Here is a 16,275-nt window from a genome sequence, read left to right as displayed (position 1 = left end):
GAAGGGTCGGACGATCAGGCGATGATGCCCAGGATGTCGCTTTCCTTCATGATCAGCAGCTCTTCGCCATCGACCGTGACTTCGGTGCCGGACCATTTGCCGAACAGCACGCGGTCGCCAGCCTTGACGGCGGGGGCGATCAGTTCGCCCGAATCCTTGCGCGCGCCTTCGCCGACGGCGATCACTTCGCCCTCGGCCGGTTTTTCCTTGGCGCTGTCGGGGATGATCAGACCGCCCTTGGTCTTTTCTTCCGACTGGACGCGGCGGACGAGCACGCGGTCATGCAGCGGTTTGAATGCCATTGTTGAACACTCCGATGTTTCAGGTTGCAGTGTTTCGCTGTTGGCACTCACCGAATGCGAGTGCCAATGACGGTGATCTAGGCAAGTCTCGCGCTTCTGTCAACGGGCAGCCCGCGCGCTGAACTGGCATCCGGGCGGCGGTCATGTCAGGGTTGCGGCGCAAACGGATCGAGGGGGGGGCGCCATGGCGGGCAGGATCACATGGGCACTGGCATTCCTGGCCGGGATGGGCCTGTCGGCGCAGGCCGCCACCGTCTGCGAAGGGCGGAACCTCTTCGAGACGATGCCCGCCGATCATGCCGCCGCCATCGAGGCCGCGACCGCTGGCGTTCCCTTCCGGCGGGGTCTGGTCTTTGACGCCACGCGCGACGATCTGCGGATCGTGCTGGTCGGGACCTATCACTTCGAGGACCCGCGCCACGCCGCCACGCTGGATCTGGTGCGCCCCGAGTTTCAGGGCGCGACCACGCTACTGGTCGAATCGGGCCCCGAGGAACAGGCCCGTCTGGCCGAGGCGCTGGCCACGGACCCCGCGTTGACGGTCGATGCCACCGGCCCGACCCTGCCCGAGCGGCTGTCGCCCGAGGAATGGGCCGCGCTGTCAGCCGCCCTGTCGGATCGCGGAATCCCGGCGATCATGGCGTCGCGGATGCGGCCCTGGTATCTGTCGATGATGCTGGGCCTGTCACCCTGCATGCTGCGTCAGGTAGCGGAATCGGGCGGGGTGGTGCGGGGGCTCGACCACATGATGATGGACGAGGCCCAGGCCCGTGGCCTGCCGGTCCTGTCGCTTGAGCCGTGGGATACGATCTTCACGCTTTTCGAGAACCTCACCCCCGAGCAGGAGCTGGACATGATCCGCGCCAACCTGCCCGCCGCAGCCTTGGCCGATGATTACGCCGTCACCCTGACGGATAGCTATTTCGAGGGCGATGTCTGGAAGATCTGGGAACTGGCCCGGCACGACGCCTATGCCCATTCGGGGATGGACGCCGCCGTGATCGACGCGCAGATCGCGCTGATGCAGGACCGCCTGATGGACCGCCGCAACCGCGCCTGGATCGCGCCGCTGCTTGAGGCCGCGACCGAAGCCGCAGGTCAAGGCAGCCATGTCGTCGCGGCCTTCGGCGCGCTGCACCTGCCGGGCGAGGCGGGTGTGCTGAACCTGCTGGCCGCCGAAGGGTTCGCGATCACGCGCCTTGACGACTGACCGGGCTATTGCCCGTTCAGCACGCCAAGCGCCTGGATCTGGCCATTGCGGTTATACAGGATGCGGCTGTCGCGGATCTCGGTGATGGTGCCGCCATTCACGCGGTCTCCGATCCGCAGCGTCAGGATGCGCCCGTTCGACAGGCGCACCAGCGCGCGGCTGGCCTGACCCGCGCCGATCGTGCCGATGATCTGGGTGCTGTTCAGCCGGATGCCGTCCTTCACCGTGGCTGTCGCGGCGGCATTGCCGATGGCGCCTTGCGGGATCGAGGCGACGACATCGGGTTCGTTGTCGATCTCTTGCGGCTTGTATTGCTGGTTGCGGGCGGCGGCCTGGCGGGCCTCGGCCTCGGCCTGCGCGCGGGCGCGGGCTTCGGCCTGGGCGCGGGCCTCGGCCTCGGCGCGGGCATCGGCGGCGGCCTGCGCGCGGGCACGGGCCTCGGCCTGGGCCTGCAATTCGTCGTCAAGGCGGCGCTGTTCGGCCATCGCCGCGTCGGCTGCCTGCGCCTCGGCTGCGGCGCGCAATTCGGCCGCCGAGGGCACCGTGGCCGCGCTGGCCGCCGCAACGGGCGCGGCCAGCGCCGCGGTCGAGGCCGCCATGGCGTTGCTGGTCACGGTCGAGGCGATGGCGCCGGGCCGCGCGGCCCCGCTGCGGCGCGGCGGCAGCGGGGACGATGTCAGCCCGGTCAGCGCAACCGCCCCCGGCGAGACGGGAGACGAGGCCACGGCAGCGGCAATCGCCTGTTCCACCGCGGCGGGGCTGAGCGAGGCGCCGCCATTCCGGGGCTTGGCGGGCGGACGGGTCGAGCGCGCCAGCACGCTCGACGCCGCGCTGTTGGTCGTGGGGGCGGGCGTCTCGGCGGTGCTGCGGGTCTGGGGACGGTCGCTGCTGACGGCCTCGGACAGGGCCGAGCGGACGGCATCCTGGCTGGGGCCGCGCACCGAAACGGGTCTGCGTGCGGGCCGCGCATCCGCGATCTGAAAGACCAGGTCGCGCTCCTCCTGTGAAAAGCCCGCGCCCCCGGCCTGGGCGGTCCGCAGGTCACGCAGCTGGCGGCGCAGGTCCTCGATCTCGGCCTCGGTCAGGCGGCGAGGGGCCTCTTCGACGGCACTGCCTTCGTCCATCATCGACAGATTGGCAGGCCGGGCGGGCGGGCGCGCCGAGGCAGGCGCGCTTTGCGTCGTCGGCGCGGCGGTCGTTGGCGCGGCGGCGGGGCGCGGTTCGGGCGTGGCGGCGGCGGGTGCCGGGCTGGCGGAAGCGGTCGGGCGCGGGGTGGCTGCGGGGCGCGCGGGCGGGCGCACACTGGCGGCAGGGCGCGCGGGCGCGGCGATCGCGGCGGGCGGTTGGGTCGAAACCGCCGGGCTGGGATCGGGGCTGGACGGCGGCGCCGCACGAGCCGGCGCGGCACGCGGCGGGCGCTGCGAGCTGTTCAGCGGGGACGGCGCGGCGCTGACACGCGGGACGGCGGGCGCGGTTTGGGGCCGGTCGGTCGCTGCTGCGACGCTGTCCGTTTCGGGCGTGGGGCGAGGCGCTGCCGGCGGGGGAGCCGCCGTCACGGTCGGGCTTTCCGGCGCGGTGGGCTCGGCAGCCGTCGTCGAGGCGGGCGCTGCGGATGCCGGGGCCTGTGGCGCAGTGGCCGCAGGCGCGGCGGCCTGACCGGTGGTTTCGCGCGCGGAGGCATTGGCAATCGCATCCACCGCCGCCAGAGCGGCCTCGGAGGGACCGGGCTGCGCAGGCGCGGGCGCCTCGGCGGAAGCGAGGGCTTCGTTCAGCGCGCGGCTCAGCGCGTCTGCTTCGGGCGCTTCCGGCGCGGCCGACGCAGTGGCCTCGGCAGGCGCTTCGGTTTCGGGCAGTGCCGGGGCCGGTTCGGGCAGGGTTTCGACTGCGACTGTCTCGGGCAGGGGCGCGGCTGGTGCGGGTTCGGGTGCCGGCTGCGGCGCGGGCTGCGCCTCGGCGATCTGGCGTGGATCGTTCGCCCCGGTGTCGCGGCCCAGAACCCACAGACCCAGCAGGATCGCCACCAGAAGCAGCCCCACCATCACCGGCAGGCGCGTCATGTCCAGACGCCCAAGGTCAAGCCGGGGCAGAGCCGCCATCCAGGTCCGGGCCGCTTCTGCCGGTTGCGCCGCGGTATCCGCGCGCAATGTGCGCGCGCGTGCGGCGCGTTCATGCACGGCCTGCGCGCGGGGCGACAGGGCGGCATCCTTCTGGCCGTGACGGATGACCGGCGGGGTGCGGACCGCAGGGCGTGCATCGGGAATCTCGGCAACCTTTTGCACGGTAGGTGCCGGGACAGGGGCAGGAGACAGAGCGGGCAGGACGACATGCGGCGTCACGCGCGAAATCGTCACCGCAACCGGTGCGGGCTCGTCGGTCAGTTCGATCACCGGGGCGGTGATGCGGGCCTGCGTCAGGTCGGGCGCGCTGAAGGGGCGGCGGTCGAACTGTTCCTCGGCCAGCCGCGAGGGGCCGAAATCGGGATTGCCGTCGAAACGGTCATCGCCCGGACGTGCCTGAAAGCCCGAGGGGCGGAACCCCTGAGCGCGGGCGAAATCCTCGGCCTCGTCCAGGGTGCGGCGCGTCACGGCGGCCACCCGCAGCGTCTCGATGTCGCCATTGGCGGCGGGGCACCAGTCAAAGGCCAGGTCCTCGGCGGGGTAGGGGGTCATCCCCTCCAGCGCGCGGGCGATCGTGGCTTGCGTGTCCGATCCGAAGGGAACCGTCAGCGTGGTATAGAGGATCTGGTCGTCGGGAATGACCAGCACGGTGTCCAGCTCGCCCGCCTGCCCGCCCGCCTGATCGCGCAGCGCGTTCAGGACAAAGGCCAGATCGCCCCCGGTGAAGCGCGCCTGCCCGAGGGGCCGCCAGTCACGCCCCTCGCGCTTTTCCAGCGTCACGGCCTCTTCCGTGAAGCTCATGGCGAATTCCGGTGCGGCGGCGTGCTGGTTCATCGTCTGTTTCGCTGCTCATCTGCGGGGCGCCTCGATGGACGCACCCGTCGTTTCTGTCTTTCATGAGTAGCCGAATTCCACCTTTGGGGAAAGCGGAACTGCCGTATCCGTGATGGCATTTCCCGGTTCCGTGATTGGCCTGCCCCGAGGCAATGCGCCAGAGTGTCGCCATTCTTGCCTGTGACCAGAAAGGGAATAATCCATGTCGCAGTTCTTCCGGTCTCTGCCCCTGTCCGTCGCGGCGCTTGCGCTTTCGCTGGCCGCCCCGGCACTGGCCCAGTCGCCCGCCCAAGTCTGCGGTGCCGATCACGGACCGTCCCGGCTTGTCGTATCGGGCGAGGGGCAGGCCCGCATCGCGCCCGATCTGGCGACGATCCAGCTGGGCGTGACGACGCAGGCCGACAGCGCCGCCGATGCAATGCGCCAGAACGCAACCCGGCAGAGCGCGGTGATCGAGGCCCTGCGCGGCGCGGGGCTGGCGGACGCCGACATCCAGACCTCGGGGCTGAACCTCAGCCCGCTGATGGATTACAGCGATGGTCAGGCCCCGCGCGTGACGGGCTATCAGGCCAGCAACATGGTGGCGATCCGCGTGACCGACATGGCGGGTCTGGGCGGCGCCTTGGACGCCATCGTCGAGGCGGGCGCGAACGAGATCCGGGGCATCGATTTCACCCGCGAGAATGGCCTTGACGCCGTGGATCAGGCGCGCCGCGACGCAGTCGCCGATGCCCGCCGCAAGGCCGAGGTCCTGGCCGAGGCCGCAGGCCTGACCCTCGGGCCGGTCCTGTCGCTGCGCGACCAGCCGCGTGGCAATGAGGGCCCCCGCCCGATGATGCGGATGGAGGCCGCGATGGCAGATGCATCAACCCCCGTCCAGCCGGGCGAACTGACCATGCAGGCCGCGGTCGAGATCGAGTACGCGCTGATTGGCGACGGCGCCTGCACGCCGCAAAACTGACCTGCCGCACCCGAGGGGCGCGCGGATTACCCCGCGCGCCCCGCCGGTTCACGCAGTCGCGGCGGCCAGCGCCTGATCCAGATCCGCGATCAGATCCGCGACATCCTCGATGCCGACCGACAGGCGCAGGATCTCGGGCGCGGCCCCTGCGGCGCGCTGCTGCGCCTCGGTCAGCTGGCGGTGCGTGGTCGAGGCCGAATGGATCACCAGCGACCGCGCATCGCCCAGATTGGCGACATGGCTGAAAAGCTTCAGCGCGCCCACGACCTTGACCGCGGCGTCATAGCCACCCTTCACGGCAAAGGTGAACAGCGCCCCCGCCCCGCGCGGATAGAGCCGCTTCGCCGTCGCATTCCAGGGCGAGCTTTCCAGCCCGGCATAGGTCACATGCTCGACCCTCGGGTCCTTTTCCAGCCATTCGGCCACGGCGCGGGCATTGGCGACGTGCCGCTCCATCCGAAGGCCAAGCGTCTCGATCCCCATCAGCGTGTAATGCGCGCCCTGCGGGTTCATCGTCATGCCCAGATCGCGCAGGCCGACGGCGATGCTGTGGAAGGTGAAGGCCAGCGCGCCGAAGGTCTGGTGAAAGACCAGCCCGTGATAGGCGGGTTCCGGCGCGGACAGGCTGGGAAACTTGTCGCTGGCCGACCAGTCGAACTTGCCGCTGTCCACGACGACCCCGCCGGTGACGGTGCCGTTGCCGGTCATGTATTTGGTCAGGCTGTGGACGACCAGCGTCGCGCCCATCTCGATCGGGCGGCAGAGCCAGGGCGTGGCCAGCGTGTTATCCACGATCAGCGGAATCCCCGCCGCGTCGGCGATCGCCGCCACGGCCGGAATATCGGTGACATAGCCGCCCGGATTGCTGATCGATTCGCAGAAGATCGCGCGCGTATCCTCGTCGATGGCGGCGCGCAGCGCGTCCGGGTCGTCGAAATCGACGAAGGTCGCCGACCAGCCGAAGCGCCGGATCGTCTGGCTGAACTGCGTGACCGTGCCACCGTAAAGCCGGGTCGAGGCGACGATGTTGCGCCCCGGCGCCATCAGCGGGAACAGCGCCATGATCTGCGCCGCATGGCCCGAGGAACAGCAGACCGCACCCGCGCCCCCCTCCAGCGCCGCGATCCGCGCCTGCAGGGCGGAAACCGTGGGATTGGTCAGCCGCGAATAAATATAGCCCACTTCCTGAAGGTTGAAGAGCCGCGCGGCGTGATCGGCATCGCGGAACGCATAGGCGGTGGTCTGGTAGATCGGCACCTGCCGGGCACCGGTGGCGGGATCGGCCGCAGCCCCCGCATGGATCGCCAAAGTGTCGAAACCCTGTCTGTCGCTCATCTCGTTCTCCTCCCGAAAACTGCCCGACCCTAGTCCGCACTCCGCCGGACGGGCAACCGGCAAAGCCCCTTCTTCTTCACGAAAATATCCCGGGGGGAGTCCGCAAGGACGGGGGGCAGCGCCCCCCTCAGCGACCTTGCCGTCGTGCCATGAAGGCCAGCTTCTCGAACAATCCTACATCCTGTTCGTTCTTCAGCAGCGCTCCATACAGGCGCGGCAGCATCGTGGCCGGATCGCGGGCCAGATCCTCGGGCGCCAGATCCTCGGCCAGGATCAGCTTCAGCCAGTCCAGGAATTCGCTGGTCGAGGGCTTCTTCTTCAGCCCCGGCACTTCTCGCAACTCGACGAACTGCCGCAATGCCTCGTCCAGCAGACGCGGCTTCACGCCGGGATGATGCACCTCGACGATGGCGCGCAGGGTCTCGGCATCGGGAAAGCGGATGAAGTGGAAGAAGCAGCGCCGCAGGAACGCATCGGGCAACTCCTTCTCATTGTTCGAGGTGATGATGACCACGGGCCGGTGGCGCGCCCGCACGGTCTGGCCGGTCTCGTAGACATGGAACTCCATCCGGTCCAGTTCCTGAAGCAGGTCGTTGGGAAACTCGATATCGGCCTTGTCCACCTCGTCGATCAGCAGGACGACCTTGCTTTCGGCCTCGAAGGCCTGCCACAGCTTGCCCTTGCGGATGTAGTTCGCGACGTCATGAACCCGCGCATCCCCCAGCTGGCTGTCGCGCAACCGGCTGACGGCGTCATATTCGTAAAGCCCCTGCTGTGCGCGCGTCGTCGATTTCACGTGCCATTCGATCAGCGGCAGGCCCAGACCCTCGGCGACCTGGCGGGCAAGCTCGGTCTTGCCGGTGCCCGGCTCGCCCTTGACCAGCAGCGGGCGTTCCAGCGTGACGGCGGCATTCACGGCCATGGCCAGTTCCGGCGGGGCGACATAGCGGGCGGTGCCTGCAAACTGCATCCAATCTCTCCTCTGCGGACCGGGTTCTGCCTGGGGCGCGTGCGCGACCGAAACAGGTTTGCACAATACGCATCATCGCGACCCCCAGCCTAGTGACAAGCAGCACGTCATACTTTATGGGGGCGCGCAAGGTGCCGGAATTTCTGATCCGCCCGGCGCCGCCGGAGGACGTATGAAAGCCCAGACCTTCCTTCCCCAGGACTATCGTCCCGCCGAGGACGAGCCCTTCATGAACGAGCGTCATCTCGAATATTTCCGGCGCAAGCTGGAAGCCTGGAAACAGGAATTGCTGGACCTCTCGGCCGAGACCCTGGAAGGCCTTCAAGACAGCGCCCGCGCCGTGCCGGACCTGGCGGATCGCGCCAGCGAGGAAACCGACCGTGCCATCGAATTGCGCACCCGCGACCGCCAGCGCAAGCTGGTCTCCAAGATCGACGCGGCGCTGCGCCGGATCGAGACCGGCGAATACGGCTATTGCGAGATGACCGGAGAGCCGATCAGCCTGCGCCGTCTCGACGCCCGGCCCATCGCCACCATGACGCTCGAGGCGCAAGAGCGTCACGAACGCAAGGAACGCGTCCACCGCGACGATTGACCGAAAGCCGCCCCTTGGCGGCCGCTGCGACGGAGGGCGGAGCATGGGCCATCTGGCGGGGCAACGGATCACCGTGATCGGGGCGGGCATCGGCGGCCTCACCGCCGCCATCGCCCTTGCCCGACGCGGCGCCGAGGTAACGATCCTCGAACGCGCCCCGGAACTGACCGAGATCGGCGCCGGCATCCAGCTTTCCCCGAACGGCATGCGCGTCATCGACGCGCTCGGCCTCGGCCAGGCGGTCCGCGCCGCCTCGCTGCCAAGCCTTGGCGTCGAACTGAACGACCAATGGGCCCGCCCGGTCATCCGCCTGAATTTCCGGGCCCGCAGGCCGGACGCGGATTTCCGCGTCATCCACCGCGCCCGGCTGATCGAATGCCTCGCCAGCGCCGCAGGGCAGGCGGGCATCACCCTGAAACTCGGCCAACCCACCAGCGCGCCCCCGGCCGAAGGGCTCGTGATCGGCGCCGATGGACTGCACAGTCCGACCCGTCAGGCCCTGAACGGCCGCGAGGTCCCCTTCTTCACCGGTCACACGGCCTGGCGCGCGGTCATCCCCGACGACGGCACCGGCCCGACGACGGCGCGGCTTTACATGGCGCCGGGACGGCATCTCGTCAGCTACCGGCTGGCCCATGGGCTCAGAAACATCGTCGCAGTCCTCGAATGCCGCGACTGGCAGGATGAGGGCTGGTCCCAGCCCGGCAACCCGCAGGCCATGCGCAGCGCCTTCGCCGCCCTGAAAGGCCCGGTCCCCGACTGGCTCGCACGCGTCGAAACCGCGCATCTCTGGGGCCTCTTCCGCCACGATGTCGCGCGGATCTGGCAGGATGGCCGTGTCGCGCTTGTCGGAGACGCCGCCCACCCCACGCTGCCCTTCCTCGCCCAGGGCGGCGTGATGGCGATCGAGGATGCCTGGACCATCGCCGCCTGCCTCGATGCCGACCCCGACCCCGCCACGGCCTTGGCCCGCTATCAGGCGCTGCGCGACCCGCGCTGCCGTCGCATCGTCGAAGCCGCCAATGCGAATGCCGCGAACTATCACCTCTCGGGCGCGCGCCGCCTCATCGGCCATAACGCCCTCAGGACGATCGGCCGCCTCGCACCGAACCTGATGCCATCGCGCTTCGACTGGCTCTACGACCACGACCCGACCGCCGAGACCCCCTGACACCTTTGCCTTGGTCCAAATATCCCGGGGGTCCGGGGGCTGGCCCCCGGCGCCCTCGGCAGGGCGATATCAGGCCACGGCCTCGACCGCCGCCACGATCCCGTCCACGACCTCGCGCAGGGTCGCCTCGTTCTCGGCCTCGGCCATGACGCGGATCAGGGGCTCGGTCCCCGATCGCCGGATCAGCACCCGCCCCGTTCCAGCCAGCCGCGCCTCGGCATCCGCGATCGCCCGGCGCACCGGAGCGGCGGCCAGCGGATCGGCCCCGGCGGCGTATCGCACGTTCTTCAGCATCTGTGGCACCGGATCGAACTGCCGCACCAGCGTCGCGGCATCCGTGCCGGTCTCGGCCATCGCGCCCAGAACCTGCATCGCGGCCATCAGCCCGTCGCCGGTCGTGGCGTGATCGGTCATTACGATGTGCCCCGATTGCTCGCCGCCCAGATTGAAGCCGCCCCGGCGCATCCGCTCGACCACGTAGCGGTCGCCGACCTTGGTGCGCTCCAGCCGCAGGCCGCGCCCGGTCAGGAACCGCTCGAGCCCCAGGTTGGACATGACGGTGGCGACCAGGGTGCTACGGGCCAGCCGCTCCTGTTCGGCCCACCGCCCGGCCAGGAGCGCCATGATCTGGTCGCCATCGGCCACCGCGCCATGCTGGTCCACGATCACCACCCGGTCGGCATCGCCATCGAGGCTGATCCCCAGATCGGCGCCATGTTCGCGCACCGCCGCGGCGCAGGCCTCGGGATGGGTGCTGCCCACGCCGTCATTGATGTTGAACCCGTCCGGCTTGACGCCCAGAGGGATCACGTCAGCGCCCAGTTCCCACAGCACTTCGGGGGCGGCGCGATAGGCGGCGCCGTTGGCGCAGTCCAGCACCACCCGCAGCCCGTCCAGCCGCAGCCCGCCGGGCAGGGTGGTCTTGGCGTATTCCATGTAGCGCCCGCGCCCGTCATCGATCCGCCGGGCGCGGCCGATATTCCCCGGCTGGGCGGGCTGGATCTCGCCTGCGACGATGGCCTCGATCTCGGCCTCGGCCTCGTCGGACAGCTTGAAGCCGTCGGGACCGAAGAACTTGATGCCGTTATCCTCGGCCGGATTGTGGCTGGCCGAGATCATGATCCCCAGATCCGCCCGCATCGAGCGCGTCAGGAACCCCACCGCAGGCGTGGGCACCGGCCCCAGCAGCAGCACGTTCATGCCCGTGCTGGTCAGCCCCGCCGTCAGCGCATTTTCCAGCATGTAGCCCGACAGGCGCGTATCCTTGCCGATCACGACCCGGTGGCGGTTGCGCCCGTCGCGGCGGAAATAGCGCCCGGCGGCGGCACCAAGGCGCAAGGCCATCTCGGCGGTCATCGGATGGCTGTTCGCCCGCCCGCGCACCCCGTCGGTGCCAAAGAGTTTCCGGCTCATGCGCCCGCTCCTTCTTCGTCGTTGATCGCGGCCCAAAGCCGCAGCGCCTGCACGTGATCGGCCACGTCATGCACCCGGTGCAGCTGGACGCCCTGTTCCAGCGCCATCATCGTCAGGGCCAGCGTGCCCGGCCCGCGATCCTCGGCCCGCGCGGCGCCGCCGATTCTGCCGATGAAGCGTTTGCGCGACACGCCCAGAAGGATCGGGCATCCCAGACCATGATACAGCGAAATCCGCCGCAGGATCGCAAGATTATGCGCCTCGGTCTTGCCGAAGCCGATGCCGGGATCGACCACGATCCGGGCGCGCGGAATGCCCGCCGCCTCGGCCCGCGCGATCCGCGCGGCCAACGTATCATAGACGTCCAGCAGCACGTCGCCATAGCGCGGATCGTCCTGCATCGTCTCGGGTAGGCCCTGCGCGTGCATCAGGCAGAGCGCCGCGCCCCGATCCGCAACCAGAGGCGCGAGGGCCGCATCGAAATCCAGCCCTGAGACGTCATTGACCATCCCCGCGCCCGCCCCAAGCGCGGGTCCGGCGACGGCGGCCTTGCGCGTATCGACCGAGACTGGGGCCAGCGCCGATGCGGCCTCGATGGCGGGCAGGATGCGGGCGACCTCGTCCGGGGCGGGAACTTCGAGGGCGCCGGGGCGGGTCGATTCGCCGCCGATATCCAGGATGTCGGCGCCTGCGCGGGCCAGCGCAAGCGCATGACTGACTGCATCATAGCGCCCGCCATCGGAAAAGCTGTCGGGCGTGGCGTTCACGATGCCCATGATCCGGGGCTGGTCCATCGCCAGCGCCATGACAGGCGGGCGGGGGGCGGTCAGGGTGGCGATCACCTCGGGCGGGGCCTCGTCCACGATCTGCGGCGCCGCGCCACGGCGCAGGCGCTCGAACCGGTCAAAGAAGCTCCAGCCCCCCGCAAGGCGCCAGCGCCCCGTCCGGGGTTGCGGGATCGGGCGGTAATATTCCTGATGCATCAAGGGACGCGCTCAGACCGTGATCCGACCCACGGGCGCCTCGACGCCGTCGGGCAGGGCGGGCAGGCATGTCTCGGGCGGCAGGGCAAAGTCGATCCGCAGCGCCTCGAGCCGACGCGCCAGCCAAAAGCCCAGCTGCGCGGGCGTCAGCCCGGCCTCGGGGGCGTCGGCCGCCAGCCGGGCGGGCGCCCAGACCACGGGCCGCCCGGCATGGATCGCCGCGTCCAGTTCGGTCCGCGTCGCAGCGACCTCAAGCCCCATGCGCCCGGCCAGCGCCCAGGCCGCCTGATCCAGCGCCAGAAGCGCAATCCGGCGCGGACAGCCGCCCTGCGGCAGCGGAAGGCCCGGCGCGTCGGGCACGATCATCGCCGCGTCGCCCTGACGCGGGATCGCCTGAGATCCGGCCTCGGGGGCGGGGGCCAGCCAGACCAGGACGCGCGCGGCCATCGGCGTGCCCGTGGCCCCGACCCGCGCCGCATCGCGCGTGATCGACACACCGAGCGCGCCCGGTCCGCGATCCAGTTTCTCGACCGTCACCTCGATCCGCGCGGCGCGGGGATGGGCCAGGACCTCGGCGGCGATGCGCTCGGCCAGCGTCTCGACGAGATTGTAGCGCTGATCGGCCAGAGCCGTTGCGACCGCCTGGGTCAGCACGTCATAGGACAGGACGGCGTCAACATGGTCGTCTGCCCCGCTGACCGAATGGCGCAGATCGACGATGACGTTGAAGCGCAGCCGCTGCTGGCAGCCGCGCTCGGACTGAAAGGCGCCGATCTCGGCCGAAACCACGTGATCGCGCAGAAAGATGCGGTCGGGATGTTCCATATCCGCCATTCACAGCAAATCCGGCGCAACGGCAAGCCCCGTCGCGCCGAAGCCTCAATTCGAGGCCAGGCGCGTGTTGTCGCGGTAGAAGATGTGACGGCCGATCTGGGTGGTCCGCTCGAACCGGCGCGACCAGGCGGGGCGCACGGCGGGGGTGTGGAAATAGGTCGCGCCGCCGGTCAGGGTGCGGGGCTGGCCGGTCAGGGCGGCCTCGGCGATGGCGCGGGCGCGCTGATAGGCGCTGCGGTTGTTCATCGCGGGAACGCCGCGATTGCGATAGCTGAACTGGCTGGGCTGGCGCACTACGCCGCAGACCGACGAGGGGAAGGCGCGGCTGTCCACGCGGTTCAGGATCACCTCGGCCACGGCCTGCTGGCCGCGCGCACCTTCGCCGCGCGCCTCGTGGTAAAGCGCCTCGGCCATGCAATCCAGATCGTCCTGCGAGACCGTCCTGACGGTGGTCCCGGCGCTGGCCAGAGAAAGTGTCTCGGGATTGGCGGGCGGCGTGGTTTCCACCTTCACAGCATCGCTGCTGGCGTATAGGAGCGGAGAATGGGCCGAGGCCTCGAGTCGGATCGCGGCCATCGTGGCCGACCCGGAAGACCCAAAGAGCGCGGCATCGGATGTGAAGAGCGAGCCGCTTCCCCCTGCGGCGGCGTTTCCGGTCGTAAGTGGCGAGGCGGCAGCGGCACATAAAAGCGCGGAAGCCAGCCGGTGAAGCAGCTTTGGCATGGTCAGTCCTGTATAGTGTCAACCTGTTGACAGGGCGTGAACACGTCCCCGGAACGAGCAGAGCCCCGGCACCGTATCGACAGACTGACTAGTTTCTTTGCCGAGGCATGGGCTATCCCACATTGGCTTGAGCCCGTCCAAAGCGGGCATTTCCCCGGAAACCGGCGGGAATCCGCCAAGCATTTTAAGTGAAAAGGGCGGGATTCGGCCTGTCGGCCCTCTCGAACGGCCCGTTTCGGACCTATTTTCAGCGCCTTGCAGCGAGAATCAGTCGAAATCGCCCGTCAACCGGCCCCTGATGGCGGATTGCGCAGCCGCCAGTCGGGCGATCGGCACGCGGAAGGGCGAGCAGGACACATAATCGAAGCCCGCGTCATGGCAAAAGGCGATGGATTCGGGGTTGCCGCCATGCTCGCCGCAGACCGAGATGGTGATGTGCGGCGATTGCCGGCGGGCGCGCTGCGCGCCGGTCAGCAGCAATTCCCCGACCCCGTCCTGATCCAGAACGTGGAACGGATCCTCGGAATAGACGCCCTGACTGACATAGGTTCCCATGAAGCGCCCGGCATCGTCGCGCGACAGGCCATAGGTCATCTGCGTCAGGTCGTTCGTGCCGAAGGACAGAAACGCCGAATGGGCAGCGATGTCGCCCGCGCGCAGCGCCGCGCGCGGTGTCTCGACCATCACGCCCAGCTTGTAGGTGAATTCGGTGCGGCGTTCGTTTCGCACCGCCGAGGCCACCGCGTCGATCCGGGTCTTGACCAGTTCCACCTCGCGCATGGCGCTCACCAGCGGGATCATGATCTCGGGGACGACCGGATCGCCCTTGCGGCTGGCATCGACCGTGGCCTCGAAAATGGCGCGGGCCTGCATGTCGTAGATCTCGGGCATGGTGATACCCAGACGGACGCCGCGCATCCCCAGCATCGGGTTGAATTCCGACAGGGCATCGACCCGGCGGGTGACGTCCGACAGCGGCATGTCCATCGATTCGGCCAGCTCGCGCAGCCCCTCGCGGTCATGGGGCAGGAACTCGTGCAGGGGCGGGTCGAACAGGCGGATCGTGACCGGCAGCCCGGCCATGATCTCGAAGAGGCGCGTGAAATCCTCGCGCTGCATGGGCAGGATGCGCGCCAGCGCCAGCCGCCGGTCGTCGGGGCTGTCGGCAAAGATCATCTCGCGCATGGCGGGCAGGCGTTCGCCGTCAAAGAACATGTGTTCGGTCCGGCAGAGGCCGATGCCCTGCGCCTCGAACCGGCGGGCGACCAGCGCATCCTCGGGGGTGTCGGCATTGGCGCGCACGCCGATCCCGCCCGCCTCGTCGGCCCAGGCCAGAAGCTGGGTGAAATTGTCGTCCAGAGCGGGGGGTAGCAGGGCGGCCGCGCCGGCCAGAACCTCGCCCGAGCTGCCGTCGATGGTGATCTCGTCGCCCTCGCGCAGTTCGCGGCCTCCTGCGATCAGGGTCCGGTTGCGCAGATCGATGCGGATGCCGTTCGCGCCCACGATGCAGGGCAGACCAAGGCCGCGCGCGATCACGGCGGCGTGGCTGGTCGTGCCGCCGCGTTCGGTCAGGACCGCGACCGAGGCATGCATGCCGCGGATATCCTCGGGGACGGTCTCGCGGCGCACCAAGATGCAGGGCTCGCCGCGCGCATTGGCGGCCTGCGCGGCGGCAGCGGTCAGCACGATCCGGCCGGTCGCGGCGCCGGGGCTGGCATTGATGCCGCGCGTGATCAGGTCGCGGGGCGCGCGTGGATCGACCTGATGGTGCAGCAGATCGGCCAGCGCGCGGGGTTCGACCCGCATCAGCGCCTCTTCGGGCGGGATCACGCCGTCGCGGGCCAGGCTGACCGCGATCCGCACGCCCGCGCGAGAGGTGCGCGCCAGCCGCGTCGCGTCGATGACCGAAACCTGGCCATCCGTCACGACGAATTCGATCAGCATCTCCTCGCGCAGCCTTTCGCGGGCAGCGATGCCGAAGCGGATCAGGTCGGCAAAGGTCTCGGGCGAGACATCCTCGAGCGAAGGGCCGCGTTCGTCGCGCGTCAGATACAGCGTCTCGGCCCCGGCGCCGACCGCCGTTCCATGACTTTGCCCCCGGAAGCGGCCCGTGACGCGGGGCGTGCCGGTCACCGGATCGGCGAACTGGATCGTGCCCGAACCGCAGAGACCCGGCCCGAGGCCCAGGGCCATCTCCTGGATCACCAACCCGAGGGGGGCATCCGCGGGGGCACCCTTGGCCTGACGCAGAAGCCGCGCGGTCGGCCCGTCCCAGGCCCGCGCCATCGAGCGCAGGACCTCGGCCAGTTGCCGGGCGGGGTCCTGGGGGAAGGGCTCGTCCATCTCGGCCTCAAAGGCGGCAAGGGCGCGGCTCAGCGCGCCGTCGCCCTCGTGATGGAACATGTCGGGGTCAAGCCGCGCGATGTTGATCGCGTAGGACTGGACGAAGGCCAGATAGATCGCATCGGCATTGGCCGCACCCATCCGTGCCGACAACTCGGCGTGCAGCGCGTCGTTGATGCCCACGTTCAGCACCGTCCCCGGCCCGCCCCATTCCGGCATGACCGCCGAGGGGCGCACGCTGACCAGACCGCTGCCGCCGTCAAAGACCTTGCGCAGATCCTCGACCGGCAAGGGGCGGCCCGCGGCGATGGCGCTGACCGTCTCGCAGGGCAGGGCGAAGCTGCGCGGGACCGGCAGATCCATGCGGATCAGGCGTTGCAGGCATTTCGCCCGCCATCCGTGGCGCGCGCGCAGGATCCCCGCAGAGGGGGTGATAAGGGCGGTCTCGGATGTGATGCGCGTGTCCATGGCCCGGCAGTCTAGC

Annotated in this window: 13 protein-coding genes; 4 read left to right on the top strand and 9 right to left on the bottom strand. The window is 69.6% G+C overall.

The genetic code is table 11. From position 1 onward, the window contains the following. Positions 1 to 14: 14 nt before the first annotated feature. A complete protein-coding gene (gene groES / locus ACTZWU_RS13185) occupies positions 15 to 302 on the bottom strand; it encodes a co-chaperone GroES (protein ID WP_444737833.1) in 288 nt (95 codons plus the stop codon). A gap of 184 nt (positions 303 to 486) precedes the next feature. On the opposite strand from groES, the gene ACTZWU_RS13180 reads away from it, so the two are divergent. Further along, positions 487 to 1,512 carry a TraB/GumN family protein gene (locus ACTZWU_RS13180; RefSeq protein WP_444737820.1) on the top strand — a complete coding sequence of 342 codons (1,026 nt, stop codon included), beginning with the start codon at positions 487 to 489 and terminating at the stop codon, positions 1,510 to 1,512. 5 nt (positions 1,513 to 1,517) lie between these two features. Here the strand turns inward: ACTZWU_RS13180 and ACTZWU_RS13175 are convergent, their stop codons facing one another. Beyond that, positions 1,518 to 4,463: a hypothetical protein gene (locus ACTZWU_RS13175; protein ID WP_444737819.1), complete on the bottom strand. Its 2,946-nt coding sequence runs from the start codon at positions 4,461 to 4,463 to the stop codon at positions 1,518 to 1,520. 202 nt (positions 4,464 to 4,665) lie between these two features. Between ACTZWU_RS13175 and ACTZWU_RS13170 the strand changes: the two genes are divergently transcribed. After that, positions 4,666 to 5,424, top strand: a complete 759-nt coding sequence (locus ACTZWU_RS13170; protein ID WP_444737818.1) for an SIMPL domain-containing protein — start codon at positions 4,666 to 4,668, stop codon at positions 5,422 to 5,424. 48 nt (positions 5,425 to 5,472) lie between these two features. On the opposite strand, the gene ACTZWU_RS13165 is transcribed toward ACTZWU_RS13170, so the two are convergent. Further along, entirely contained in the window at positions 5,473 to 6,759 is a 1,287-nt protein-coding gene (locus ACTZWU_RS13165; RefSeq protein ID WP_444737817.1) for an O-acetylhomoserine aminocarboxypropyltransferase/cysteine synthase family protein, read from the bottom strand. Positions 6,760 to 6,886: 127 nt separating this feature from the next. Beyond that, entirely contained in the window at positions 6,887 to 7,729 is an 843-nt protein-coding gene (locus tag ACTZWU_RS13160) for an AAA family ATPase (RefSeq protein WP_444737816.1), read from the bottom strand. Between the two features lie 172 nt (positions 7,730 to 7,901). Here ACTZWU_RS13160 and dksA point away from each other — a divergent pair, with 172 nt between their 5' ends. Both dksA and ACTZWU_RS13150 read left to right on the top strand, forming a co-directional pair. Continuing rightward, positions 7,902 to 8,324, top strand: a complete 423-nt coding sequence (gene dksA / locus ACTZWU_RS13155) for an RNA polymerase-binding protein DksA (RefSeq protein WP_444737815.1) — start codon at positions 7,902 to 7,904, stop codon at positions 8,322 to 8,324. 43 nt (positions 8,325 to 8,367) lie between these two features. After that, positions 8,368 to 9,495 (top strand): FAD-dependent oxidoreductase, encoded by a 1,128-nt coding sequence (locus ACTZWU_RS13150; protein WP_444737814.1) that lies wholly within the window; start codon positions 8,368 to 8,370, stop codon positions 9,493 to 9,495. Positions 9,496 to 9,564: 69 nt separating this feature from the next. Here ACTZWU_RS13150 and glmM read toward each other — a convergent pair whose 3' ends face one another. From glmM to ACTZWU_RS13125, 5 genes are all read right to left on the bottom strand, one after another. Next, on the bottom strand, positions 9,565 to 10,908 hold the full coding sequence (gene glmM / locus ACTZWU_RS13145; protein WP_444737813.1) for a phosphoglucosamine mutase: 1,344 nt from the start codon (positions 10,906 to 10,908) through the stop codon (positions 9,565 to 9,567). Then, a complete protein-coding gene (gene folP / locus ACTZWU_RS13140) occupies positions 10,905 to 11,891 on the bottom strand; it encodes a dihydropteroate synthase (RefSeq protein WP_444737812.1) in 987 nt (328 codons plus the stop codon). The genes glmM and folP overlap by 4 nt, the downstream gene beginning before the upstream one ends. Positions 11,892 to 11,903: 12 nt before the next feature. Further along, complete coding sequence (locus ACTZWU_RS13135) at positions 11,904 to 12,725, bottom strand: dihydroneopterin aldolase (protein ID WP_444737811.1); 822 nt, start codon at positions 12,723 to 12,725, stop codon at positions 11,904 to 11,906. Between the two features lie 45 nt (positions 12,726 to 12,770). Beyond that, the gene (locus ACTZWU_RS13130) at positions 12,771 to 13,301 is read right to left on the bottom strand and encodes a cell wall hydrolase (RefSeq protein ID WP_444737810.1); all 531 of its coding nucleotides are present in this window, start codon (positions 13,299 to 13,301) and stop codon (positions 12,771 to 12,773) included. A 414-nt stretch (positions 13,302 to 13,715) separates the two neighbouring features. Further along, entirely contained in the window at positions 13,716 to 16,259 is a 2,544-nt protein-coding gene (locus ACTZWU_RS13125) for a putative PEP-binding protein (RefSeq protein ID WP_444737809.1), read from the bottom strand. Positions 16,260 to 16,275 lie beyond the last annotated feature (16 nt).

Origin of the sequence: Paracoccus sp. NSM (genome assembly GCF_052379855.1) — a bacterium.
Lineage (GTDB): Bacteria > Pseudomonadota > Alphaproteobacteria > Rhodobacterales > Rhodobacteraceae > Paracoccus.
This window is presented reverse-complemented; position numbering and strand designations above follow the sequence as displayed.

Bases quoted from the DNA above. Each gene is read 5' to 3' on its own strand.
- groES (WP_444737833.1), bottom strand. From the start codon at position 302: ATGGCATTCAAACCGCTGCATGACCGCGTGCTCGTCCGCCGCGTCCAG.
- ACTZWU_RS13180 (WP_444737820.1), top strand. From the start codon at position 487: ATGGCGGGCAGGATCACATGGGCACTGGCATTCCTGGCCGGGATGGGC.
- ACTZWU_RS13175 (WP_444737819.1), bottom strand. From the start codon at position 4,463: ATGAACCAGCACGCCGCCGCACCGGAATTCGCCATGAGCTTCACGGAA.
- ACTZWU_RS13170 (WP_444737818.1), top strand. From the start codon at position 4,666: ATGTCGCAGTTCTTCCGGTCTCTGCCCCTGTCCGTCGCGGCGCTTGCG.
- ACTZWU_RS13165 (WP_444737817.1), bottom strand. From the start codon at position 6,759: ATGAGCGACAGACAGGGTTTCGACACTTTGGCGATCCATGCGGGGGCT.
- ACTZWU_RS13160 (WP_444737816.1), bottom strand. From the start codon at position 7,729: ATGCAGTTTGCAGGCACCGCCCGCTATGTCGCCCCGCCGGAACTGGCC.
- dksA (WP_444737815.1), top strand. From the start codon at position 7,902: ATGAAAGCCCAGACCTTCCTTCCCCAGGACTATCGTCCCGCCGAGGAC.
- ACTZWU_RS13150 (WP_444737814.1), top strand. From the start codon at position 8,368: ATGGGCCATCTGGCGGGGCAACGGATCACCGTGATCGGGGCGGGCATC.
- glmM (WP_444737813.1), bottom strand. From the start codon at position 10,908: ATGAGCCGGAAACTCTTTGGCACCGACGGGGTGCGCGGGCGGGCGAAC.
- folP (WP_444737812.1), bottom strand. From the start codon at position 11,891: ATGCATCAGGAATATTACCGCCCGATCCCGCAACCCCGGACGGGGCGC.
- ACTZWU_RS13135 (WP_444737811.1), bottom strand. From the start codon at position 12,725: ATGGCGGATATGGAACATCCCGACCGCATCTTTCTGCGCGATCACGTG.
- ACTZWU_RS13130 (WP_444737810.1), bottom strand. From the start codon at position 13,301: ATGGCCGCGATCCGACTCGAGGCCTCGGCCCATTCTCCGCTCCTATAC.
- ACTZWU_RS13125 (WP_444737809.1), bottom strand. From the start codon at position 16,259: ATGGACACGCGCATCACATCCGAGACCGCCCTTATCACCCCCTCTGCG.